The following is a 26961-nucleotide window of genomic DNA, read 5'->3' as shown; positions in this document are numbered from 1 at the left end:
TTGCATTTTGCGAGCTCGGATATGGACGTGGCTACGCATTCGGCGGCTGCGGAGACCCAACAGGGTGGCACTATTGTGAAACGCTTCGATGTCAGGCAACAGCCCACTCGAGTTTCGGACGTAGAGCTGTTTCCTCTCTCCGCTGCGCAGCGTGCGACCTGGTTCGCGCAGCAACTCGAGCCGAAGGTGCCGATTTCGATAGCCCACTACGTCGAGTTGCGTGGAGCTCTCGATGTTGACCTGCTGCGCAGGGAAACCCGGACGGTCGCGCGGGAGTTTCAGTCGCCCTTGCTCAGAGTGCTCGAGGTCGACGGTCAGCCGATGCAGTACGTCGACAACTCGATGGAGATCCCGGTCGAGCTCATCGATTTCCGTGGCTACGACGATCCGATGGTCGCTGCGCACGAGTGGATGCAGCGGGATTATCAGACCACACTTGATCTCGGAATTGATCGACTGGTCGAGACCTCGGTGCTCTGCGTGGGTGAGCTGCACTACTTGTGGTACAGCCGAATTCATCATGTCGCACTCGACGGATTTGGTGCGATGACGCTGATGAATCGTATTGCGCACCGATACTCGGCAGCGGTGTCCGGGAGTGAACCGGATCCGAATCGCGCTGCGCCACTGCGCAAGCTGTACGACATCGACAGTCGCTACCGGTCGTCGGACCGGTTTGCCACCGATCGAGAATACTGGGCGGAGAGGAACTCAGGCGGCACCGGTTCGACCTTGGCGGCCGGACACGAACCCGCAGTCGCTGCGAGCAAACTCCAGAGTGCTGTGCTGTCAGGGGAATCGTCTGCCGGTCTCCTGGAATCCGAAGGTCAGGCGGCTACGATCATCGGAGCGCTGGCTTGCTATCTGGCACGACTCACCGCGAAAAACACTGTACTGGTGCAAGTTCCGATGTCGGGCCGGACGACGGCGGTACTGCGCGAGTCCGGCGGAATGATGGTCAACGTTGCGCCGCTGTCCATTTCGGTCGACGAAGGGGATACCGTCACCGAACTCGTGTCCCGGGTTCAGCGTGAGTTGATGGGCGCACTACGGCATCAGCGCTGCAGCCTTGAAGACATTCGCCGCGACATCGGCGTGATCAACGGTGTCAGTACAAGTGGTTCCAGTACAACCGGTGTCAGCAGCGACGACGCATTGGCCGGGCCGATGGTCAACGTCATGATGTTCCGACAAGAAGTCGAGCTCGGCGCGATGGTGGGTGAATACCACATCGTCACCTCGGGACCGGTGGAAGATCTCCTGGTCAATGTGTATCCGAGCGCGGATCAACTGTTCGTCGACTTCCGGGCGAATCCGAACAGGTACGAGGATTCGGGCTTGCGTACGCACCACGGTCAGTTCGTCGAACTGCTGGAAGAACTGATCGCGGCGGCTCCGGACGCGCGGCTTGCCACCATTCACGACCGCTCATTCCGCGCCGGCATGAAACTGCGTCGTGAAGCCGGGCAAGTCGAGTACTGGAAGAACCAGCTCGCGGGGATGCCCGAATTGCTGAGTCTCCCGTCCGACCGAATTCGACCCGCGGCGCAGTCGTTGAACGCCGATCGCGTTGACGTTCGGATCAGTGCTGACACACATCAGCACCTGATCGCGCTGGCCCAGGAACACAACACCACCACGCTTGAGGTATTGCACGCCGGGTTCGCGCTCGTGACGAGCCGTCTGTCCGGTGTGCTCGACGTAGCGGTCGGGACGCCGGTGTTGGCAGGATCGAACATCGTCGTGCTGCGCAACCAGGTGGAACCGGATAAGTCCTTCACACGACTGTTGGGCCACGTTGTCGGGGTCGACGCGGAAGCGTTCGAGCGCGCCGATATACCGTTTGATCGGTTGGTGGGGGAGCTGGAGGTCAAGCAATCCCCTGCGTATTCGCCTGTTGTCCAGGTGTTGTTCGAGGCCGGCCTCGAGAGCGGCGCTGTTGCGGAGGGGACTGGCAACGGTATCGGCCGATTCGACCTTCGGGTATCTGCGGAAGAAATGTTCAGCGACGACGCCGCGCCGTCCGGCATCAATGTGACGCTGGGGTTTGCCACCGATCTGTTCGATGCCGACTCTGTGGCTCGTCTCGGAATTCGATACCGAACAATTCTGGAGGCTGTCACCGCTGACCCCGAGCGGGTAGTCGGCGACATCGATATTCTCTCCGACGACGAACGGGGAGCGCTCCTTCCGGTCCACACCGCGCCGGGACGTTCGCAGCTCACCCTGCCGGAGTTGTTCGATGCGGCTGCGCGGGCACATCCCGACGGTATTGCGCTCTCATATCAGGGCGCCTCGGTGACCTATCGAGAACTCGACGAACGTTCGAACCAGTTGGCGCACGTGTTGGCAGCCCGCGGCATCGGATCGGAAGATCGTGTGGCGCTGGGTATGACACGCTCGGTGGAGTCGGTCCTGGCCATGCTCGCCGTGACGAAGTCCGGTGCGGCATTTGTTCCCGTGGATCCGACGTATCCGGCTGAACGAATCCAACACATGCTGGTGGACTCCGGCGCTGTCGTGGGGCTGACAGTTTCCGCTGAGCAATCGTCATTGCCGAATTCGATTCCGTGGATGACTCTCGATGACAACAGTTTTCGTGATCATTACGCGGCAATGCCGATTTCGGCAGTCACCGACTCCGAGCGAGCGCGTCCACTCCGCCGCGAGAATCCCGCGTACGTGGTCTACACCTCGGGTTCCACGGGGCGACCGAAAGGCGTGTCGGTCTCCCACAGTGGACTGGACGGCTTTGCTGCTGAGCAACTCTCACGGTTCGGGGCCACACCGAACTCTCGGACGCTACATTTCTCGACCCCGAGCTTCGACGCGTCGATCTTCGAGTATCTGCAGGCGTTCGGGGCCGCAGCCACCATGGTGATCGCGCCACGGACGATCTACGGCGGCGAGGAGTTGGCCCACTTCCTGAAAACCGAACGGGTCACCCACGGATTCATCACCACCGCCGCACTCGGATCAACACCCGCCGACGGCCTTCCCGACTTTCGAGATGTTGTGTTCGGCGGCGAGGCATGCCCGCCGGAGCTTGTGCAGCGGTGGGCCCCTGGTCGCAGGTTGTGCAATGCCTACGGGCCGACCGAGGCCACCGTCATGGCGAATATCAGTACGCCGATGTCGTCGGCGGGACCGATCACTCTGGGTGGCCCGCTTCGCGGGTGTGTCGAAGTTGTCCTCGATTCGAGATTGAATCCCGTCCCGGACGGTGTTGCCGGTGAGCTCTACATTTCCGGTGAATCCCTCGCTCGCGGGTATCACGGAAAATCGGCATTGACCACAGAACGGTTTGTGGCCAACCCCTTTGGCCATCCTGGTGACCGGATGTACCGAACTGGAGATGTGGTGCGCCGCCGCGGCGGCACGCTCGAATACGTCGGTCGCAGCGACTTCCAGGTGAAGGTCCGCGGGTTCCGCATCGAACTGGGTGAAATCGACGCTCTCCTGCTTGCTCATCCGCGGGTGCGGACTGCTGTAACCGTGGCACGAACCGCGCCGTCAGGCGATACCGTGCTCGTCTCGTATGTAGTGCCCGCCGACGGGCAGGTGCTGTCGCCCGCCGACTTGACGGAATACGTGGGGGAACATCTGCCCACGTATATGGTGCCGGCGGCGATCGTGTTGCGCGACGAGTTGCCGATGACGCCGGTGGGGAAGCTTGATCGTGCGGCGTTGCCTGCGCCACAATTTCTGCGCGCCGCCGGCGAATTCCGTGCTCCGCTCGACCCGCTCGAGCAGGTTGTTGCACAGATATTCTCCGATGTCCTCGGGATTGAACGGATTGGATTGGGCGACAGCTTCTTTGATCTCGGCGGAAACTCCCTTGTGGCAACCAGGCTGATCGCTCGGGTCAACGCGGCAGAGGGGGTCGACCTTGGCGTACGGAGTCTGTTCGAGGCGCCCACCGTTGACGCGTTGGCCGTGGAAATTCGCAGTGCGCGGAGCGCCGCTCGCTCCGGCCGTCCGAATCTGAACGTGCAACCGCGTCCCAGCAGAGTCCCTGTTTCGCTTGCACAACAACGTATGTGGTTCGTCAATCAGTTCGACGTATCGTCGGCCGCGTACAACATTCCGATGGTGGTGCGGCTGGCTGGAACGTTGGATGTAGATGCGCTCCGGGCCGCAATGACAGATGTGATCAACCGCCACGAGTCGCTCCGCACCGTGTATCCGGCGTCGGTGAACGGTCCTCTTCAAGTTATTGTTCCGCCGGCGCCGGTGATCCCGGATTTGATTCCGCTTGTCGACGCCACGCGCTCGACGTTGGATGCACGGATTTCCGAACTTGCCAGTCGGGGTTTCGACGTGAGTGCCGATGTGCCCGTTCGCAGTGCGTTGTTCCGGATCAGTCCCGATGAGCATGTCCTGGTTCTTGTGGTACACCATATTTCGGCGGACGGAGCGTCATTGGCGCCTCTCGCCCGCGACCTCACGGCGGCATACGCGGCGCGAGCGGCGAATCAGGATCCGAATTGGCTCCCACTACCGGTGCAGTACGCGGACTACAGCCTGTGGCAACAGGGCGTTCTCGGCCTCGCCGAAGATCCGGGCAGCGTCATGGCCGCGCAGTTGGGGTACTGGAAGTCGAAGCTGTCCGGCGTTCCCGCTGTTGTCGACTTACCGCTGGATCGGCCGAGGCCGGCGCAGCGATCGCTGCGCGGTGAGACCGTCGAGTTCTCGGTTCCCGCCGAATTGCACAGTGATGTCCTGGGGCTTGCTCGTCGGTATAACGCCACAGTGTTCATGGTGATGCACGCGGTGCTTGCGGTGATGTCGGCGCGGATGAGCGGATCGGCCGACATAGCAATCGGCACACCGACCGGAGGGCGTGGTGAGGAGGCACTCGACGACTTGGTCGGGATGTTCGTCAACACACTGGTGCTGCGGACGGCTGTACATTCTGCCGCGACTTTCGAAGAAACACTGGCGGGCGTCCGTGAGGTGGATCTAGCGGCGTTCGGCCACACCGAGGTGCCCTTCGAGAGTGTCGTCGAAGCATTGGCGCCGGAACGCTCGACGTCGTATTCACCGCTCTTCCAGATCCTGTTGGAATTCCAGAACACGGTCGCGCCTCACCTGGAGCTGCCCGGCCTCTCAGTGGACGTTGTACCGGTAGATTCCGGTGTCGCCAAATTCGATCTGCAGTTGACGCTTGCGGAACGCCGTGACGACATGGGCGCGGCAGCAGGATTCGCGGCGTCGTTCACGTACGCGTCGGACATCTTCGATCGGGATACGGTCGCCGGCTTCGGGGAGCAGTTCGTTCGAATTCTGAGCGCGGTAGTCGCGGATTCGAACACCCCCGTCGGTGACCTGGAGGTGGTCGATTCGCGTGAGCGTGATGTGGTTGTGGGGGTGTGGAACGAGACGAATCGACCGATTCCGCCGGTGACTTTGGTCGATCTGTTCGATCGGCAGGTGTCACGGACACCGGATGCGCCAGCTGTTGTGTGCGATGGAGCGGTGTTGTCGTATCGGGAGTTCGATGCGCGGGTGAATCGGCTGGCCAGATTCCTGATTTCGGTGGGTGTTGGTCCGGAATCGCGAGTGGGTGTCGCCATTTCTCGTTCGGTGGAGTTGTTGGTAGCGGTGTATGCCGTGCTCGAAGCGGGTGGGGCGTACGTCGCGATCGATCCGGATCAGCCTCCGGACCGGGTCGGGTTTGTGGTGGGCGCCGCGGATCCCGTGGTGGTACTGACAACTTCGAGTGAAGGTTCGGTATTGCCCGCTGGTGTGTCCGTGGTCGAGCTGGATCATGTTGATGTGAGTGAGTTTTCGAGTTCGCCGCTGACGGATTATGACCGGCTCACTCCACTGCGGCCGGAACATGCGGCCTATGTCATGTTCACGTCAGGATCGACGGGTCGGCCTAAGGGTGTGGTGGTTCCGCACGCGGGCGTAGTCAATCGTTTGCTGTGGATGCAGGATCGCTACCCGTTGGATGCCAGCGACGTGGTGCTACAGAAGACGCCGGTGACGTTCGACGTCTCGGTGTGGGAGTTGCTGTGGCCGTTGCAAGTTGGTGCTCGGTTGGTCATCGCAGAATCGGGTGGGCATCGTGATCCGGCCTATCTCGCGGACGTGATTGTCGACCAGTCGGTGACGGTTGTGCATTTTGTTCCGTCGATGTTGGAGGTGTTTGTTGCCGAGGCGTCGGCGGCGCGGTGCCGCGGTATCCGGCGAGTGTTTGTTTCGGGTGAGGCGCTGCCGCCGGGAACTGCGCGGCGGATGCGTGAGTTGATTCCCGGTGCCGGGCTGCACAACTTGTACGGTCCGACGGAGGCGTCGGTGGATGTGACGTTCCATGAGGTCGGACCGGACGATGTCGGGTCCGACGCAACCGGTGTGCCGATCGGTTCGCCGGTGTGGAACACCAGGGTTTACGTGCTGGACGGGCGCTTGCATCCGGTTCCGGTGGGGGTTGTGGGGGAGTTGTATCTCGGTGGTGTGCAGTTGGCTCGGGGGTATTTGGGTCGGGCGGATTTGACTGCGGATCGGTTTGTGGCGGATCCGTTCGGGGCGACTGGTGAGCGGTTGTATCGGACTGGGGATTTGGTGCGGTGGGTGCGGAGTGGTAGTGCGGGGTCGAGCGGAGTGAGGGGGAATGTTGCGGGGTCGAGCGGAGTGAGGGGGAATGTTGCTGCTTTGGGTGAGTTGGAGTATGTCGGGCGCAGTGATTTCCAGGTGAAGGTGCGGGGCCAGCGGGTAGAACTCGGAGAGGTCGAGGTAACGCTGGCCCGGTACGACGGGGTGGCGCAGGTGGTCGTGGTACTTCGGCCGGGTGCCGCGGGCGACTATCTCGCTGGGTTTGTGGTTCCCCAGCCAGGGGCGACGGTGGACGAGCGAGTGATTTTGGAGCGGGCCGCGGCCGAGCTTCCTGGGTTCATGGTGCCGTCCGTGCTGGTGGTGATGGACGAGCTGCCGGTGACGCCAAATGGAAAGTTGGATCGGAAAGCGCTGCCGGATACAGATTTCGAATCCGGTGCTGCCGAATATCTTGCGCCTCGCAATCCGATCGAGGACATTGTTGCCACTGTTTTTGCCGATCTACTCGGAGTCGCGAAAGTAGGTACGCACGACAATTTCTTCGACCTCGGCGGGAACTCGCTGATCGCCACGAGGTTGGTCGCGAGGATCAATGCCGTTGTCGGGGACAGGATAGGTGTGCGGGACGTATTCGACGCTCCGACCGTCGCGGATTTGGCGGCATTGGCGCACTCGAATGACGGAGTGGAATCCAGACCGCCGTTGAAGCCACGGGGTGGCACTGCGGAAGTTCCACTGTCGCTGGCGCAGCAGAGGATGTGGTTTGTCAATCAGTTCGACACGTCGTCGTCGGCGTACAACGTCGCGTTTGCGTTGAGATTGGACGGCGCGCTCGATATCAGTGCGCTGCAGGCGGCATTTGGTGACGTCGTCGAACGACATGAGGCAGTGCGCACAATCTTTCCGCTCACCGATGACGGCCCACACCAAGTAGTCGTGCCTACCGCCAGTGCAGTGCCTGATCTTGATCCCATCGCTGTGTCCGGTGACGCAGAGTTTCGCGAGAAGTGTGTGCAGGTGCTGGCCGAAGGCTTCGACGTGACAGAGCAGGTCCCGCTGCGTGCCGGTTTGTTCCGGCTCGAAGGAAAGGTGGCCTCTCATGTCCTGGCAGTAGTGGTGCACCACATTGCTGCCGACGGTTTCTCGATGGCGCCGCTGGCCCGAGATGTCATGGGCGCGTATTCGTCACGTGTGCAGGGTTCGGCACCGGGCTGGGCGCCACTCGACGTTCAGTACGCCGACTACACGTTGTGGCAACGCGAGTGGTTGGGTTCGGAATCCGATGAGCAGTCGCTGATGTCGACGCAGTTGGCGTATTGGGGCACCACACTCTCTGGTCTACCCGAGGTGTTGGAGATACCCACCGACCGCCCGCGTCCCGCTGTTCGTTCGCTTCGCGGCGGACACGTCCCCTTCTCGATAGATCCCGAGGTTCATGCGCGCGTGGTGGCCCTGTCACGGGAATACAACGTCACGGTCTTCATGGTTGTGCATGCGGTGTTGGCGGCGATGTTGGCGCGGTTGAGTGATTCCAACGATATCGCCGTGGGCACGCCGATCGCGGGCCGTGGTGAGCGGGAGCTCGACGACGTCGTGGGCATGTTCGTCAACACGCTTGTCCTGCGCACCGCAATCGACGCGGACGCGACGTTCGCCGAGTTGCTCCACACCGTCCGGGAAGCTGATCTGGGTGCATTTACGCATGCGGAAGTTCCTTTCGAACGTGTTGTGGAAGTGGTGAATCCGTCACGTTCGACCGCACATTCTCCGCTCTTCCAGGTCATGTTGGAGTTCCAAGACATCGAGCGTCCGACGTTGGAGTTGCCCGATCTGCAGGTGACCAGTGTCGATGTCGAGATCGATACCACCAATTTCGATCTGCAATTGACAGTGTCGGAGCGTGTGGACGCGGACGGTAACCCGGCCGGCATGGATGCAGAATTCGGTTATGCTACAGACCTTTTCGACAGTGACTCTGCCTTGACGTGTGCGCGGCGGCTGCAGCGAATCCTCGAGTGTGTCACCGCTGATCCATATGTGATGGTCGGAGATATTGATATCCTCGGCGCCGGTGAACGCGACGACCTTACCCCGGTTCGAGGTAAGGAGGGAGCGGCCCCAAGCGCGCTGCCGGATCTGTTGGCAGCCGCAACCGCTCACGATCCGAATGCTGTTGCGCTGATCTACGGCACGCGTGAGGTCCAGTACCACGAACTCGACAGGCGCTCGAATCAATTGGCCCGCATGCTGATCGAGTACGGTATCGGGCCCGAGAATGTAGTTGCGCTGTGCGTGCCGCGATCCGTCGAGTCCATTCTGGCGCTGTGGGCCGTGGCCAAGACAGGGGCCGCATTTCTGCCTGTCGATCCACATCATCCCTCTGCGCGCATCGAATACATGCTCACCGACTCCGGCGCAGTGTGGGGCGTGACCGGAGCAGCGCACCACGCCACACTTCCTGCGGTAGTGCCGTGGTTGGTACTCGATGAACCGGGCTTCGGCGAACGACTGTCGTCCTACCCGTCGACGGGGATCACCGATGAGGAGCGGACATCGACGCTTCGGATCGATAATCCGGCGTACCTGATCTATACCTCCGGGTCGACCGGCACACCCAAGGGCGTCGTCACGACACATCGCGGTCTGCACAACTTTGCCCTTCAGGAGCGCGAAACATTCGGAACCACAACGGGATCGCGGACACTGCACTTTGCGTCACCCAGCTTTGACGCATCTATTCTCGAATTGTTGTTGGCGACTGGTGCCGGCGCCACGATGGTGATTGCGCCGCCGTCCGTGTACGGCGGATCCGCCTTGGCGGACCTGCTCGAATCGGAGCGGATCACGCATTGTTTTGTCACTCCGGCGGCACTGGCGTCGGTTGAACCGGCAGGTCTGTCTTCGCTCGAATGCGTGGTGACGGGTGGGGAGGCCTGCCCACCCGAATTGGTGGCACGATGGGCGCCGGGCCGGCGGATGTTCAACGCCTACGGACCGACCGAGACGACAGTGGTGTCGAGTATCAGTGCGCCCCTTGCGCCCTCGGACCCGGTCACCATCGGTGCGCCCACCCGCGGTTTCACTGAAGTTGTGCTCGACTCTCGGCTACAGCCGGTACCGGTTGGTGTCGCCGGCGAGTTGTATCTTGCCGGTCCGGCTCTTGCACGTGGTTATCACGGGCGGTTCCGCCTGAGTGCCGAACGTTTTGTGGCCGACCCCTTCGGCCCGGGCGGAACGCGCATGTACCGCACCGGTGATCGGGTGCGGTGGTCGTCAGACGGGCAGTTGGAGTACCTCGGGCGTACTGATTCACAGGTGAAGATCCGTGGTTTCCGCATCGAACTCGGCGAAGTCGAATCGGCTCTCAGTGCACACGGCGACGTTGCTCAGGCGGTTGCACACGTATGGAACGGTGACGGTAGTGGTGACCGGTTGATCGGTTACGTGGTGCCCGAACCTGGCGCGATAATCGACTCGAGAGACGTTCTCGATGTTGCCGCTGCGCGACTGGCGTCGTACATGGTGCCGGCGACGCTGGTGATACTCGAATCTCTTCCGCTCACGGTTCACGGGAAACTTGATCGCGCGGCGCTGCCTGCGCCTGACTTCTCTGCCGCGGTGACACCGGATCGACCACCGCGAACCGAGACCGAGGCGTTGCTTGCCGGACTGTTCAGCGAGGTACTCGGACTGGAATCGGTGGGCGTCCACGATTCGTTCTTTGCGCTCGGAGGGGACAGCATCATGTCGATTCAGTTGGTTGCCCGCGCAAAGGCTGCCGGTGTGATTCTGAGTCCCCGAGACGTTTTCGATCACAGAACCGTTGCGGCGCTTGCCGAATCGGCGCGCTTCGACGGTGACGACGTGGACACCCTCGACGAGTTGCCCGGTGGCGGTGTCGGTTTCCTGCCCGTGACCCCGGTCGCGTCGTGGATGCTCGAACGCAGCGGCGGCCAACTCGATCGGTTCTCTCAGGCCTTGCTACTGGCAGCACCCGCCAGCCTCACGCCGGACGTTCTTGCTCTCGCAGTCCAGGAAGTGCTGGACCACCACGATATGCTTCGGGCGCGTCTGATCGTGGACAACAGTGCACACCGGGACATGGCAAGCCCTGGCATGGACGTGCTGCCGCCAGGTTCGATCCCAGCGGATACGGTGATCAGTCGGGTGCCTGTCGACACGGTTGACGGGGATAATTTTGCCGCGTTGGCATCCGCGGAACTCGAGGCCGCTGCCGACCTTTTGGATCCGGCCGCCGGCGGGCTGGTGCGCATCATCTGGTTCGACGCCCCGAATACCAACGGCCGACTCCTTGTGGTGATTCATCACCTCGCTGTGGACGGCGTCTCGTGGCGCATCCTCGTCTCGGATCTTGCGTCGGCAGTGGGACAAGTCCAGGCCGGTGAGATTCCTTCGCTCGCACCGGTCGGAACGTCGATGCGTCGCTGGTCCCACGGCTTGCGTGAGAGCGTGCGAAGCAGTGAACTCGACCTGTGGCGAAGCATCCTGGCCGGCCCCGATCCGTTGATCGGTTCACGGCCACTGGATCCCACGATCGACGTCGACGCGAGTGTCGGCACCGTCACCGTCGATGTACCGCCAGCCGTTACCAGCAGTCTGCTCACCACGTTGCCCGCGGCTGTTCACGGAAGTGTGGGCGACGGGTTGCTTGCCGCCGCGGCGCTGGCTCTCGTCAGTTGGCGTCGTCAACGGGGAACTGATGCGGCAGACGCCCTGATTACGCTCGAGGGACACGGCCGCGAGGAAAATGCAGTCCCCGGCGCAGACCTCTCCCGCACAATCGGGTGGTTCACCACCGTGTATCCGGTCCGGCTGGATCTCACCGGAATCGATGTCGACGATGCGCTGGAAGGTGGTCGTGCTGCAGGGCAGTCGGTCAAAGCCGTCAAGGAGCAGCTGCGTGCGATCCCGGATCACGGCATCGGCTACGGAATGCTGCGATACCTCGATGACGAGGGATCGTCGCTTAGCCAATACGGTTCTCCTCAAGTCAGTTTCAATTATCTGGGACGAGTGAGCACCTCTGACGGAACGCAAGACTGGCTACCGGTTGCGGGCAGCCGAGAGCTCGGTGGGACACAGAACCACGCCATGCCGGTCGCCTCCGTGATCGACATAAACGCTGCCGTCGAGGACGGTCCGGACGGTCCGCATCTGACCGCGACGTTCACCTACCCGGCCGGTGTCATCGATGAGGACGATGTCGCGGCGTTTGCCGATCTGTGGAGTCGTGGCCTCGAAGGACTTTCCACCTACACGTGGCTGCCGGGTGCGGGTGGGCTCACCCCGTCCGACGTTCCACTCGTGTCGGTGAGCCAGCAGCAGATCGAATCGTGGGAGGAGCGATTCCCAGCAGTGCGCGACGTATGGTCGCTCTCGCCGCTGCAAGAGGGGTTGCTCTTTCACGCCGCGGTGGCAGCAGAAACCGTGGACGTGTATACCGCGCAGCTGTGCATCGAGTTGGAAGGTTCCGTCGATGCAGGACGCATGCGTTCCGCTGCAGCAGGTTTGGTTGCCCGTCACCCGAATCTGCGTACCGCGTTTGTCTACGGAAGCGACGGCGCTGCCGCTCAGGTAGTTGTCGATGACGTGGAGATTCCCTGGCGGGAGGTGGATCTGACCGGATACAGCTCGGCTGCCGACGAGGAATTGCGACGCTACCTCGACGAGGATCGCAGCGCCAAATTCAATCTCGACTCACCTCCGTTGTTGCGTCTGACACTGCTGCGAACTGCACCCGGGCGATCTGTGCTGGCGGTGACAAACCATCACATCGTCCTCGACGGGTGGTCGATGCCCCTGCTGGTGCGCGAACTTCTGACGCGGTACGCCGCCGACGGAACCCCAGTGGATCTTCCGGAATCGCCGCCGTACCGCAATTACCTGACCTGGTTGGCGCATCGGGATTCCGAAGCGTCAGCCCAGGCCTGGGAACGCTCGCTGGGCGGTGTTACCGAGCCGACCGTGCTGGCGCCTTCCGCGCCTGGCGCACACCGGGCTGTGCCGGCCGAAGTTGACATCGACCTGCCCGCTTCGGTGCTCGATGCCCTCACTGCCACGGCCCAGCGCAGCGGGGTCACGATGAACACGGTGATTCAGGTGGCGTGGGGTGTTCTACTGTCCCGCTTGCTTTCTCGTGACGATATCGTATTCGGCGCCACTGTCTCGGGGCGATCACCGGAACTGCCCGGTGTGGAAAACATGCTGGGGTTGTTCATCAACACGTTGCCCGTGCGAGTGCAGATCGATCCGGACGAGACGTGCGCGCAGTTGCTGGTTCGGATACAGGAGGAGCAGGCCGCTCTCCTCGATCATCACGAGCTGGGACTCGGTGAGATTCAGGCCCGTGTCGGAGTGGGAAACCTGTTCGACACGTTGTCGGTATTCGAGTCGTACCCGGTCGATACGTCAGGGCTGGACGACGATGTAGATATCGCCGGTATGCGGGTGAGGGGTCTCGATGCTCGCGACGCGACGCACTACCCACTGACCCTGCTCTCGATCCTCGAACCCCGGTTGCGTCTGAGCGTGCGTTATCAACCGTCGATCTTCGATGCCGCGACAGTCCACCTGTATGCCGATCGGTTGACGCGGATTCTCGAAACGATTGCTCTCGACGCCTCGACGCCGGTCACTGAAGTCGACATCTTTGCCGACGGTGAGCGCGAGTTGGTGCTGGATTCGTGGAACGCGACGGGTCACCGCGTACCCGCTACGACTGTGGTGGATCTGTTCGATGCGCAGGTGGCGCGCACTCCGGAAGCCGGCGCGGTGGTCGTAGACGGTGTTGTGTTGACGTACGCGGAGTTCGATGCGCGCGTGAACCGACTAGCGCATCTGCTGATCAGTGCGGGCGTGGGTCCGGAGTCGCGGGTGGGTGTTGCGGTTTCTCGGTCGCTCGAGATGCTGGTGGCAATCTACGCCGTGGTGAAGGCCGGCGGGGCGTACGTTCCGATCGACCCCGATCAGCCTGCAGAGCGCGTCGCCTATGTGGTGGGAGCGGTCGACCCGGTGCTGGTGCTGTCCACGGCTGCCGAGCGGGCTGTGCTGCCCGGGGGTGTGGCGGTAGTGGAAATGGATCATGTTGACGTATCGGAATATTCGTCGGGTCCGGTGCGCAACTGCGAGCGGATCGCGCCACTACGGCCGGAGCATCCCGCGTATGTGATGTTCACGTCGGGTTCCACGGGTCGGCCGAAGGGTGTGGTGGTTCCGCACGCGGGTGTGGTCAATCGTTTGCTGTGGATGCAGGATCGCTACCCGTTGGATGCCAGTGACGTGGTGCTACAGAAGACGCCGGTGACGTTCGACGTCTCGGTGTGGGAGTTGCTGTGGCCGTTGCAGGTTGGTGCTCGACTGGTGATTGCGGAACCTGGTGGGCATCGTGATCCGGTGTATCTCGACCGGGTGATCCGCGACGAGTCGGTCACGACGGTGCATTTTGTGCCGTCGATGCTGGAGGCGTTTCTTGCCGGCACAGATGTCGGCGGTTGTGACTCTCTGCGGCGGGTGTTCACCAGTGGAGAGGCGCTGGCAGCATCGACGGCGGCGCGTCTGCTGCGGTGCAGTGATGCAGAATTGCACAACTTGTACGGTCCGACGGAGGCGTCGGTGGATGTGACGTTCCACGAGGTTGTTCCAGCCGATGTCGGGTCCGACGTAACCGGTGTGCCTATCGGCGCGCCCGTGTGGAACACCCGCACCTATGTCCTGGACGGGCGCTTGCATCCGGTTCCGGTGGGGGTTGTGGGGGAGTTGTATCTCGGTGGTGTGCAGTTGGCTCGGGGGTATCTGGGTCGGGCGGATTTGACTGCGGATCGGTTTGTGGCGAATCCGTTCGGGGCGACTGGGGAGCGGTTGTATCGGACCGGGGATCTGGTGCGGTGGGTGCGGAGTGGCAGTGCGGGGTCGAGCGGAGTGAGGGGGAATGTTGCTCCTTTGGGTGAGTTGGAGTATGTCGGGCGCAGTGATTTCCAGGTGAAGTTACGGGGCCAGCGCATCGAGTTGGGGGAGATCGAGGCAGTATTGGCGCGCCAGGATGGGGTGGCGCAGGCAGTGGTGGTTCTCCGAAGCGGGGCCGCCGGTGATTTCCTGGCTGCATATGTTGTGGCCGCGGAAGGGATAACGGTGGTCGAGCGAGAAGTGCTCGACTCGGCAGCGCAGGATCTGCCCGAGTACATGGTTCCGTCGGTAGTGACGGTGTTGGCGGCATTGCCGGTGACCGAGAACGGCAAGCTGGACCGAAAAGCCCTGCCGGAACCGGAATTTGCCGCAGCGGTATATCGAGCCCCGAGTACACCGGTACAGGAAGTGGTCGCGCAGGCATTTGCCGATGTGATCGGTGTTGATCGCGTCGGCGTCGACGACAGTTTCTTTGCGCTCGGCGGCGACTCGCTCAGTGCTACCCGTGCAGTGGGACGGATCAACAGTGCCTTGAACACCGATTTGGGTGTAGCCGGGCTGTTCGACACACCGGTGGTGTCCGCGCTTGCCGCCAGGCTCGAGTCGGCTGCAGGAACAGAACTCACCCAACCCGCACTCGCAGCGAGGCCGCGGCCCGATCGAATCCCGCTGTCCCTTGCCCAGGCCCGCATGTGGTTCGTCAACCAGTTCGACACGTCCTCATCGGCTTACAACATTCCGGTTGTAATGCAGTTGGACGGAGCACTGGATGTGGCGGCCCTGCGTGAGGCGCTCGGCGATGTGCTGGACCGGCATGAGTCCTTGCGGACGGTGTTCCCGGGCTCGGCAGACGGACCGCGTCAGCTGATTCTCGAACCCTCGGATGTCGCGCCGGACCTTCGTCCGATTCCCGCACTCGATCAGGAACTTCACGATGTGATCGAGGGCTTCATCGGCACCGGATTTGACGTCACCACGGACCTTCCGATCCGCGCGCAGCTGCTGAGACTGGCTCCTGAGCGACACGTTCTTGCCATTGTCGCTCACCACATCTCGGCTGACGGATTCTCGATGACACCGCTTGCGCGGGATGTCATGCACGCGTACACCGCCCGCGCGCACCATCAGAGTCCCGCGTGGGCGCCGTTGCCGGTGCAGTATGCCGACTACAGCCTGTGGCAGCGGGAGGTTCTGGGCACGGAGCAACAACCGGAGTCGGTGGTCGCCGATCAGCTCGAGTATTGGACGGCAGCGTTGTCCGGCATCCCCGAGGTCCTGCCGTTGCCGTTGGATCGCCCGAGGCCGATTCAGCGGTCCACCGAAGGTTCGGTGGTCCCATTCGACATCTCGCTCAGCTTGCACCGTGAACTGGCCGAGATTGCGCGCCAGAGTAATTCGACGTTGTTCATGGTGATGCATGCTGCGCTGGCAGTGCTGTTGGCACGTTTGTCGGGCTCGGGTGACGTCACGGTGGGCACGCCGGTCGCAGGCCGGGGTGAAGCGTTACTCGACGACGTGGTGGGGATGTTCGTCAATACGCTGGTGCTTCGAACACCGGTATCGCCGGGAGCCACTTTTACGGACGTGTTGAATGCGGTGCGGTCGGTGGATCTCGGTGCCTTCGGGCATGCGGATATCCCTTTCGAACGGTTGGTGGACGAGCTTGCACCAGAACGGTCTACGTCGCACACACCTCTGTTTCAGGTGGTCATCGAATTCCAGAACGCCAGCCACCTGCGACTCGAACTACCTGAGCTGACTGTCCGCGAACTCGACGTCGATCTGGACGTGGCAAAATTCGACCTGCAATTGAGTCTCATCGAGCGGGTCGACGAGAACGGTTCGCCGGCCGGAATCAGCGCCGGGTTCCGCTATGCGAGTGATGTTTTCGATCACACATCGATTGAACATCTGGCGAAGCGATTTGCGCGCGTGATCGAGTCGGTGGCCACGGACCCGTCGGTGTCGGTGGGTGATATCGACGTATTGCTCCCGACAGAACGTGAGCGTGTGCTCCTTGAACCGAACCGGCCGGGCGTTGATGTCGAACCGATGTCGCTGGTGGATCTGTTCGATCAGTCGGTGGCGTCTGCGGGTGACGCCGTTGCGGTGAGCGACGGCGGCAGTGCGGTGACATATCGGGAACTGGACGAGCGGGCGAACCGCCTCGCGAGACTGCTGGTGGCGCGAGGAGTGGGTGCGGAAACTCTGGTCGCCGTGGCTATGACGCGTTCCGTCGATCTTGTTGTGGCGCTGGTGGCTGTAGTGAAGGCGGGTGCGGGCTATCTCCCGGTGGACGTGGCTTCTCCGGCGCAGCGACTGGAATTCCTGCTGAGCGATGCCGCGCCGGCCTGCGCGCTCACCACGGTCGAAGACAGCGATGCACTGGAGTCTTCGATTGTCCCCACGATCGTGGTCGACAGTGAAGAAACTGTGACTGCGCTGCACCGGTTCTCGCCACTTCCGGTAACGGATGCCGACCGCCTTCGTCCGCTGCACCCCGATTCGGTGGCATATGTGATCTATACGTCGGGTTCTACCGGACGGCCGAAGGGCGTGCAGGTAGCGCACCGCAACGTGGTCACATTGCTCGCAAACACCCAGGCGCTGTACAAATTCGGCGAAAATGACGTGTGGACGATGTTCCATTCCGCCGCGTTCGATTTCTCGGTCTGGGAAATGTGGGGTGCCCTTGCCCACGGTGGCCGCTTGGTATTGGTCGACTACTTCACCGCCCGTTCACCCGAGGCATTCCTCCAACTCCTGCAGCGCGAGCGCGTGACCGTGCTCAATCAAACTCCGACGGCCTTCTACCAACTGGCCCAGGCCGACCGCCTGGCCGGCGAACCCGACTTGTGGTTGCGGTATGTGATCTTCGGCGGGGAAGCCCTCGACTTCGGGCAGTTGGAGCGCTGGTACTCGCGACGTGGCGACAGTGCCCCGACCCTGGTCAACATGTATGGCATCACGGAAACAACGGTGCATGTCAGCTACCTACCGCTGGATCACGACCTTGTGTGCGACGAATCCGCATCGGTGATCGGCCCGGCATTGCCCGGCCTCCGCGTTTACGTGCTCGATGATCGGCTTCATCCGGTGCCGCCGGGTGTGGCCGGAGAGATGTACGTCTCGGGCACGCAGATCTCGCGCGGGTATCTCGGCCGGTTCGGGCTCACGTCGGCACGATTTGTGCCGGACCCCTTCACCCCCGGGGCACGGATGTACCGGTCCGGCGACCTGGCGCGATGGAATGCGCAGGGCCAGTTGGAGTATCTCGGCCGCAACGACCAACAGGTACAGGTGAAGGGCTATCGAATCGAACTCGGCGAGGTCGAGTCGGCTTTGCTCGCCGGCGCGCGGGTGGCGCAGTCTGCCGCGGTGGCACGCGGTGACCGGTTGGTGGGTTACGTGGTGCCGGAGGCCGGCGCGGTCATCGATCCTGTTGCGCTCCTCGACGAGGTCGGTGAGGGTTTGGCATCTCACATGGTGCCGTCGGTCGTTGTTGTCCTCGGCGAACTACCCTTAACCGGGAACGGGAAGCTCGACCGAAAAGCGCTACCGGAACCAGACTTCGGTGGACAGGTCAGAGTGAGTCGAGCTCCGGTTTCCGAGAACGAACGCATTCTCGTCGACCTGTTTGCCGAGGTTCTGGGACTGGGCACAGTAGGCGTCGACGATTCGTTCTTCACCTTGGGCGGCGACAGCATCATGTCGATCCAGTTGGTGACGCGGGCCAAGGCAGCCGGAGTTCTGATCACACCGCGAGATGTGTTCGAGCGTAAAACCGTTGCGGCGCTGGCGCAGACTGCGCGAACGAGCGGCGGCGAAGTTGTTCTGGACGAGCTGCCAGGCGGTGGCGTCGGTGAGATTGCGTTGACACCGATCGCTGTGTGGATGTTCGATCGTGGCGGTGATTTCCGCCGTTACTCGCAGTCTGCACTCTTCACGGTTCCGGGCAACATGGATGAAGACACTCTGACGACGGCCGTGCAGGTAGTCCTTGACCGGCACGACGTATTGCGGTCGCGGCTTCATCACACCGAGCACGGCTATTCACTAGAGGTGACGGGCCAAGGTTCGGTAAAGGCATCCGCCGTGGTGCGGCGGGTTCCGATCGTCACCGATAACAGCACGACGGATACCGCAAGGGAACTTGATGCGGCAGTAGGGCGGTTGGACCCGGAGTCGGGCGTCATGGTGCAGATTGTGTGGCTCGACGCCGGTCCGGATCGAGAGGGCCGCTTGTTGTTTGCTGTTCATCATCTGGTGATGGACGGCGTGTCCTGGCGAATATTGATCCCCGATCTTGCCCTGGCTTGTGCTCAGGTTCAGGCCGGTGTCGAGCCGGCCGCAGCGCCGGTGGGAACGTCGATGCGTCGGTGGTCGCACGCACTGGTCGACGCGGCCCACGATCCGCACCGCGCGGCTGAACTCGACTTCTGGCGGCAGACGCTCACCGGTCCCGATCCGGCGCTGGGTACGCGGGCACTGACGCCCACCGACACCGGAGCCTCTGCAGTGGACATCGAGGTGCGAGTTCCCACCGCGTTGACCGAGAACCTGCTCGTGGCAGTGCCGCGGGCATTTCACGGCAGTGTTGCCGACGGACTGTTGACTGCGCTGAGCCTGGCGTTGGTCCGGTGGCGGCGTGATCGCGGGATCGATCATGCGGACGCATTGCTGAATCTCGAGGGTCACGGCCGCGAAGAGCAGGTCGTGCTCGGTGCAGATCTTGCCCGCACTATCGGATGGTTCACGACGATCTTCCCGGTTCGTGTGGATCTGAACGGCGTGGATCTAGACGACGCGTTTGCCGGCGGTCCGTCCATGGGCAATGCGATCAAGACGGTGAAGGAGCAGCTTCGCGCAATTCCCGAGCGCGGTATCGGTTTTGGGTTGCTCCGATATCTGAACAGTGAAACGGCGCGTCAGCTTTCTCCGCTACCCGATCCGCAGATCAGCTTCAACTACCACGGACGGCTGGGCAGTGCCGGCATGGACAGTTCAGCGGGTTGGGCGCCGATCGACGATGGTGGACTGCGCGACGCTACAACGGCAGACCTGCCGCTCGCTGTTGTCGTCGATATCAATGCCATGACGATCGACACCGATGACGGTCCGGTACTGAGCTCCACATGGACGTACCCCCCTGGTGTTCTCACCAGCGAAGACGCGCAACAGCTTGCCCAGCTGTGGTTGGAAGCGCTTGCAGCGCTCGGCGCGTACGCGCAATCACGTGGTGGGTTCACGCCGTCCGACTTCGATCTGGTCGACCTTCGGCAGGATGCGATCGAAGACCTCGAAAGCCGTTTCGCGGATCTGGCTGACGTCTGGCCGCTCTCACCATTGCAGTCGGGCCTCCTGTTCCATGCCGAACTGGCGGACGAGTCTGCCCACGACCACGAATCTGTCGATGCCTACCTAGTGCAAGTGGCGCTCGACCTTGTCGGAGACGTGGATTCCGATCGGTTGCACCTCGCCGCTGCCACACTGGTCGACAGGCACGCCAACCTTCGCACCGCTTTTCTGCACGACGTGGACGGCCAAGCAGTGCAGGTTGTCAGGCGCCATGTGTCCCCGCCGTGGCGAGAGGTTGATCTCACGGCCGGTGGCGAGCAGAACGTCGACCAGGTTCTGGCGCAAGACAGGTCGACGCCGTTCGACATGACACAACCGCCGCTGATCCGGTTCACACTGATCAAAATCACGGCGAGCACGTACACGCTCGTGGTCACCAACCATCACATCCTGCTCGACGGCTGGTCGATGCCGTTGCTGGTCAAGGAACTGTTGACGTTGTACGCCGTCGACGGTGACGCGTCGGTACTGCCACGTACCCGCGGGTACCGTGATTACCTCGAGTGGATGAGTCGCCGCGATCACGGTGACGCCCGAGACGCCTGGGCCCGGGCTCTCTCCGGGGTGGACGGCCCGACCCTGCTCGCTCCTGTGGATCGGGCGCGTCGGCTGTCCACCATTACGGCGGAGTGGGAGTTCGATGTCGGCGAAGAGGGGACTACGCGTCTGCGAGATGTTGCGCGTTCGCGCGGACTGACAGTAAACACGCTGGTGCAGGTGTCGTGGGGGATCGTGCTCGCCGCGATGACCGGTCGTGACGACGTGCTGTTCGGCGCCACAGTGTCGGGCCGACCACCCGAATTGGGTGGCATCGAAACGATGATCGGACTGTTCATCAACACACTTCCTGTCCGGATCAGTCTGCGCACCGATGAGACGTTGGGTGAATTGCTCGATCGGGTTCAGGTTGAGCAGGCGGCGTTGTTGGATCATCACTACCTCGGACTCGCGGAGATCCAGGATGTCGGTGGTCCGGAGATCGGATTCGACACGTTGACCGTGTTCGAGTCGTATCCGGTTGACCGCGAAGGATTGTCGACCGACACCGACATCGCCGGAATGAGAGTCGCCGGTGTAAACGCCAAGGACGCCGCTCACTATCCGCTGAGTCTGGTGGCCTCGGTCGACACCGGGTTGCACCTCAAATTCGAATATCTTCCCGACGTTTTCGGTGCGGGCGCAGTCGAATCCATGGCGCGGCGCCTGCACCAGGTGCTCGACGCGTGTGTTCGCCCAGACCTACCTCTGGCCGCCGTGTCGTTGTTGTCCGACAGCGAGCGCCGCGAACTGGCGCCGGTCCGTGGCCCCAGCGGCGGTTCGACTCGCACTTTGCCCGAGATCTTCGACGACGCCGCAACGCGTGATCCGGACGCGATCGCCGTCGTCTCGGAGGACGGCGACATGAGCTTCGGGGAGTTGGACCGGCGATCGAATCGAATTGCCCGAGTGCTGATCTCGCGCGGCGTGGGCCCGGAGAATTCTGTGGCGGTGGGGATTTCGCGCTCTCTCGATTCGGTGCTGTCGATAGTGGCGGTGGCAAAAACCGGCGCCGCGTTTGTGCCGATCGATCCGAACTATCCGGACCAGCGCATCTCCCACATGCTGGCAGATTCGGGAGTAATCCTCGGAATCACCACAACCGATCACCACGATCGTCTCCCGGGAACCGCGCGTTGGCTGGTTCTCGACCACCCCGATTTCGTGGGCGAATGCGAGGAACACTCCGGGGCGCCGGTGAGCGATGACGACCGAATCCGTCCGATCAGGATGGATAGCGCCGCGTACGTCGTGTACACCTCAGGTTCCACGGGCCTGCCCAAAGGCGTGGTGGTCACGCACCGGGGTCTCGACAACTTCGCCCGTGATCAGATCGACAGGTTCTCGGCGAGCGCCCGATCTCGAACCTTGCACTTCTCCACACCGAGTTTCGACGGGTCGCTTTTCGAATATCTGCAGGCGTTCGGCGCCGGCGCGACGATGGTGATTGCGCCACCAGACGTGTACGGCGGCGAGGAACTCGCCCGTCTGTTGCGCGAGCAGGACGTCAGCCACGCATTCATCACCACCGCGGCGCTGGCATCCCTCGATCCGGCTGGGCTCGAAGATCTTTCGGACCTCGTGGTCGGCGGCGAGGCGTGCCCGCCCGATCTGGTCACCCGTTGGGCGCCGGGGCGCCGGTTGCACAACGCGTACGGGCCGACCGAAACGACGATCATGTCCAACATCAGCGCACCGATGATTCCTGGCGACCCGATCACCATCGGTGGGCCTATCCGCGGCGTCAGCGAACTCGTACTCGATGCTCGGCTGCAACCGGTGCCGGTCGGCGTGCCCGGTGAGCTCTACCTGGCCGGGGCCGGGTTGGCGCGTGGATATCACCGCCGGCCCGGGCTGAGCGCCGAACGCTTTGTTGCCAATCCCGCCGTTCCGGGAGCGCGCATGTACCGCACCGGGGACATCGTGCGTTGGACTCCGCAGAAGCGCATCGAGTACGTGGGTCGCAGTGACTTCCAGGTCAAGGTTCGTGGTTTCCGCATCGAACCCGGTGAGATCGACAGTGCTCTCATGGCGCAGCCCAATGTCGGGTTTTCGGCCACGATCGCTCACCGTGGCCCAGCCGGCGACACCTTGCTCGCGTCCTACGTCGTACCTGCGGCAGGAGGAGTGCTCGACGGCGAGGAGCTCACGAGCGCGTTGTCTGCGCGCTTGCCCTCGCACCTGGTTCCCTCCTCGATCACTGTGCTGGAGCGCATTCCGCTGACAGCAGTGGGCAAGCTCGACCGTTCGGCGTTGCCTATCCCCGACGTACTGTCACGGACCCGTCCTTTCCGAGAGCCGACGGGGCTGGTTGCTCAATCAGTCGCAGAGGTCTTTATCGATGTATTAGGCCTCGAACGGGTAGGCGCCGACGACGATTTCTTCGAACTCGGCGGCAATTCGCTCAGTGCAACTCGGGTCACAGCCAGACTCCGGACTGTACTCGGTGTCGAGTGCGCAGTGCGGGATCTCTTCGAGGCGTCGACCGTCGACGGCCTGGCCTCGCGCATCGAGCAACTGCGCACAACAGAGAAACTGGGTAGAACAGAGAAACTGGGGACAACAGAGCAACCCGGTACCGGAGAATCCGGGCGTTCGCCCCTCGCTGCCCGCACCCGGCCGGAAGACATTCCACTCTCGTTCGCTCAACAGAGAATGTGGTTTGTCAATCAGCTAGACACCAGCTCTCCCGCGTACAACATTCCGATCGTGGTGCGGTTGAGTGGCAAACTCGATGTGGCGGCGCTGGATTCGGCGGTGTCCGATCTGGTCGCCCGGCACGAGTCGCTGCGAACGATGTTCCCCATCCGCGGGGCTGCACCCGTCCAGCAGATACTCCCGACCGAGAGTGCGGTGGAATCTCTGCTGCCTCATCGTGTTGCGGACGAGCACGAACTGCATGACGAGCTTGCCCGACTGGTCTCGGCGGGTTTCGATGTCACCGCGCGTATTCCGTTGCGAGTCGCGCTGTTTGCGCTCTCCGACACCGAACACGTTCTGGCTGTTGTGGTACATCACATTTCGGCTGACGGTTTCTCGATGTCCCCGCTTGTTCGGGATGTGATGACGGCGTATCAGGCGCGTACCAGCGGCGCCGCGCCGGACTGGGCGCCGTTGCCGGTGCAGTACGCCGATTACGCGTTGTGGCAACGAGAGGTACTCGGTGACGATGACGACCCGGAGTCGGTGATCGGAGAACAGCTTGCCTACTGGCGCGACGCGCTGGCCGGTACTCCGGATCTTCTCGAACTGCCGCTCGATCGGGACCGGCCGGCGCAGCAGACCTTCCACGGCGCTCGTGTGCACTTCAGTGTTGGACGTGACCTTCATCGCCGGATCCGGGAACTGTCGCGTCGGCATCACTCCACCGAGTTCATGACCGTGCACGCCGCGCTCGCGATTCTGCTGGCGCGTCTCGGCAGCACTGACGACGTGGTGATCGGGACGCCCATCGCCGGCCGGGGGGATCGCGCTCTCGACGACCTGATCGGCATGTTTGTCGGCACGCTGGCCCTGCGAACGAGAGTCGAACCGGCACACTCGTTCCGCGCGCTGGCGGAGCATTGCCGCGAGGTTGATCTCGGGGCCTTTGCCCATGCCGATGTCCCCTTCGAGCGAGTGGTCGACACGATCGGTCCGAACAGGTCGACGGCGTATGCGCCGATAGCCTCGGTGTCGCTCGAATTCCAGAACAACGATCGGCCGGTGCTGACACTGCCGGAGTTGGAAGTCGGAGGACTCGACCCTGAACTCGACGTAGTCAAGGTAGACCTCGAATTCCTGCTGGCGGAGGAATTCGATGACGATGGTGCGCCGGCGGGGATGAGCGGTGCCGTCGACTTCGCCACAGACCTTTTCGACACGGAGACAGTTGCCGGGTTTGCCGACATGTTCGTGCGCGTTCTCGAATCCGTCACCGAGAACCCCGAGCGGCCGATCGGCGACATTCCGCTGCTGGGCGAGATGGATCGTCGCACGATGGTGCCGGCGCTCGGAGAGCCGGCAGTGCAACCTGAGTTGTGGCCCGAGTTGCTCACGAGCGCCGCGGCGTTCGACCCGGATTCGGTGGCGTTGACCTACGAAGGTCGCCACGTCAGCTATCGCGAACTCGACGAATGGTCCAACAGAGTGGCCAGGGTCTTGCGAGCGCGTGGAGTTGGTCCGGAAACCTTTGTGGCATTGGGGATGCCGCGGTCGATCGAATCCGTCGTGTCGATCTGGTCGGTCACAAAGGCAGGGGCAGCGTTTGTGCCTGTCGATCCCGCATACCCGCGCGAGCGGATCGACTACATGCTCGCAGATTGCCGTGCTTCGGTCGGGCTCACCGTAACGGGCAGTCGAGGTCAATTACCCGATACGGTTCCTTGGCTGGTACTGGACGACGTGGATTTTGCGGAGCGGGTGGCCGCGGAGTCGGCGGCCGAGGTCACCGACCAGGATCGGACGTGCCCACTGCATCTCGAACATCCGGCCTACCTCATTTACACCTCGGGTTCGACCGGAAAGCCGAAGGGTGTCAACGTCACTCATCGTGGGTTGGCGAACCTCACCGCGGAAACGCGCGAACGATTCGACGTCACTCACGATTCGCGGGTATCGCAATTGGCTTCCCCGAGCTTCGACGCGTCGGTGTTCGAGTTGATGATGGCGTTCAGTGCGTCGGCGCGTGTGGTGATCGTTCCGCCCGCAGTGTACGGCGGCAGTGAATTGGCCGACCTGCTTCGCGACGAGCAGGTCACCCATGCCACCATCACACCCACGGCGCTGGCGGCATTGGGTGACAACGGATTCGAGTCGCTGCACGTCCTCGATTTGGTGGGGGAGGCCTGCCCACCGGATGTGGTGGCGCAATGGGCGCCGGGGCGTAGCCTGCACAACGGGTACGGACCGACGGAAACCACAGTTCAGGCCAGTGTCAGCGCACCGATGCGGCCCGGAGAAGGGGTGAACATCGGGGCGCCGGCGCTAGGGTTCGGCTTCCTTGTCCTCGACGAGCGACTGCAGCCCGTTCCGTTGGGTGTTCACGGCGAGTTGTACATCATCGGTCCCGGCATGGCGCGCGGTTACCACAATCGAATGGTCCTGACTTCGGAACGGTTTGTCGCGTGCCCGTACGGCGAGCCGGGGCGCCGGATGTACCGAACCGGCGACGTGGTCCGGTGGCGCGAGTCGGCAAACAGCGGGACGGGAAATAGCGTTGGCCACACGCTCGAGTACATCGGACGTAGCGACTTCCAGGTCAAGGTCCGTGGTTTCCGTATCGAACTCGGCGAAATCGACGCCGTTCTCGTTCGGCATCCGTCGGTGGACTTTGCCGCTACCATCGGCCATACCGCTCCATCGGGTGACACTGTTCTCGCGTCGTACGTGCGAGCAGTGGACGGAAACAAGGTGGAGCCCGCGGACCTACGCGCTTTCACGGCGGAGCGGTTGCCTTCGCACATGGTGCCGGCAGCAGTGGTGGTACTCGATCGCATCCCGATGACACCGGTAGGTAAGCTCGATCGAAAAGCTTTGCCTGCACCCGAATTCGGGTCGATCGGTGCGGAATATCACGCGCCAACCACCAAAACCGAACATGCTGTCGTGGACGCTTTTGTCGAAGTTCTCGGAGTAGATCGGGTAGGCACCGCCGACAGTTTCTTCGACCTCGGTGGCAATTCGCTCATCGCGACCAGAATAGTTACCGCCCTCCATGCCCGATTGGATCGGAGGATTCCGCTTCAATGGATGTTCCTCGACCCCACGCCGGCGGGAATCGCCAGGCGCCTCGACATCCCGACAGCGAGCAGCGATCTGGAAGAGGCTCTTGCCGTGGTTATTCCGCTACGCGCCGAGGGGAGCGGACGGCCGTTGTTCTGTGTGCATCCGGGAATCGGATTATCTTGGGGTTACGCGGGTTTGGTGCAGTACTTACCACCAGATCGGCCCGTGTACGGGTTGCAGTTACCGACGATCAGTGACGACGGCGACTACCGGTCGATCGAACAACTCGCGAACCGCTATGTGGAAGAAATCGAGGCCATCGCGCCTAACGGTCCGTACGATTTGCTCGGCTGGTCGCTCGGCGGCGTCATCGCACACGCCATGGCTGTCGAACTTCAATTGTCTGGTCGTGAGGTCGCCACATTGGCTGTCATGGACAGTTATCCGGACAACGGTGAGGCAGCACCGCAGGGCGGACTCGACGTTCGAGATCTGTTGCGAGGACTCGGATTGGAGATCGAATCGGGAGGTGAGATGACCTTCGAACACGCCGCTGCACTGCTCGACGAATCCCTCGGGACCGAGACCGGGATAAGGGGGAAAGACCTCGAACGGATTGCTGCGGGATACGAGAACTCGCAGCGGATCGGTCACCAATTCGTTCCGCAAGTATATGACGGGAACCTGCTCATATTCCCGGCCACACGCGACGGGGACAGCGATACTCGGGAGCGGTCACCGCAAGAGTGGAAACCACTCGTGACCGGGAGGGTCGATGAGATACCCGTCGACTGCGCCCATAACGAGATGATCGAACCGCAGGCTATGACCATCATCGGACCGGCACTTGCGCGCGCGCTGTCCACTGACTTCTGA

Annotated in this window: 1 protein-coding gene; it reads left to right on the top strand. The window is 62.4% G+C overall.

All coding sequences use genetic code 11. From position 1 onward, the window contains the following. Nucleotides 1–27: 27 nt before the first annotated feature. Nucleotides 28–26961, top strand: coding sequence for a non-ribosomal peptide synthase/polyketide synthase (locus tag V2B23_RS24810; RefSeq protein WP_430952731.1), 26934 nt, complete (start codon nucleotides 28–30; stop codon nucleotides 26959–26961).

It is taken from the genome of Rhodococcus sp. 24CO (assembly GCF_050586165.1).
Taxonomy (GTDB): Bacteria; Actinomycetota; Actinomycetes; order Mycobacteriales; family Mycobacteriaceae; genus Rhodococcus_F.
The sequence above is the reverse complement of the archived record's forward strand: the minus strand, read 5'-3'. Positions and strand labels throughout refer to the sequence as shown.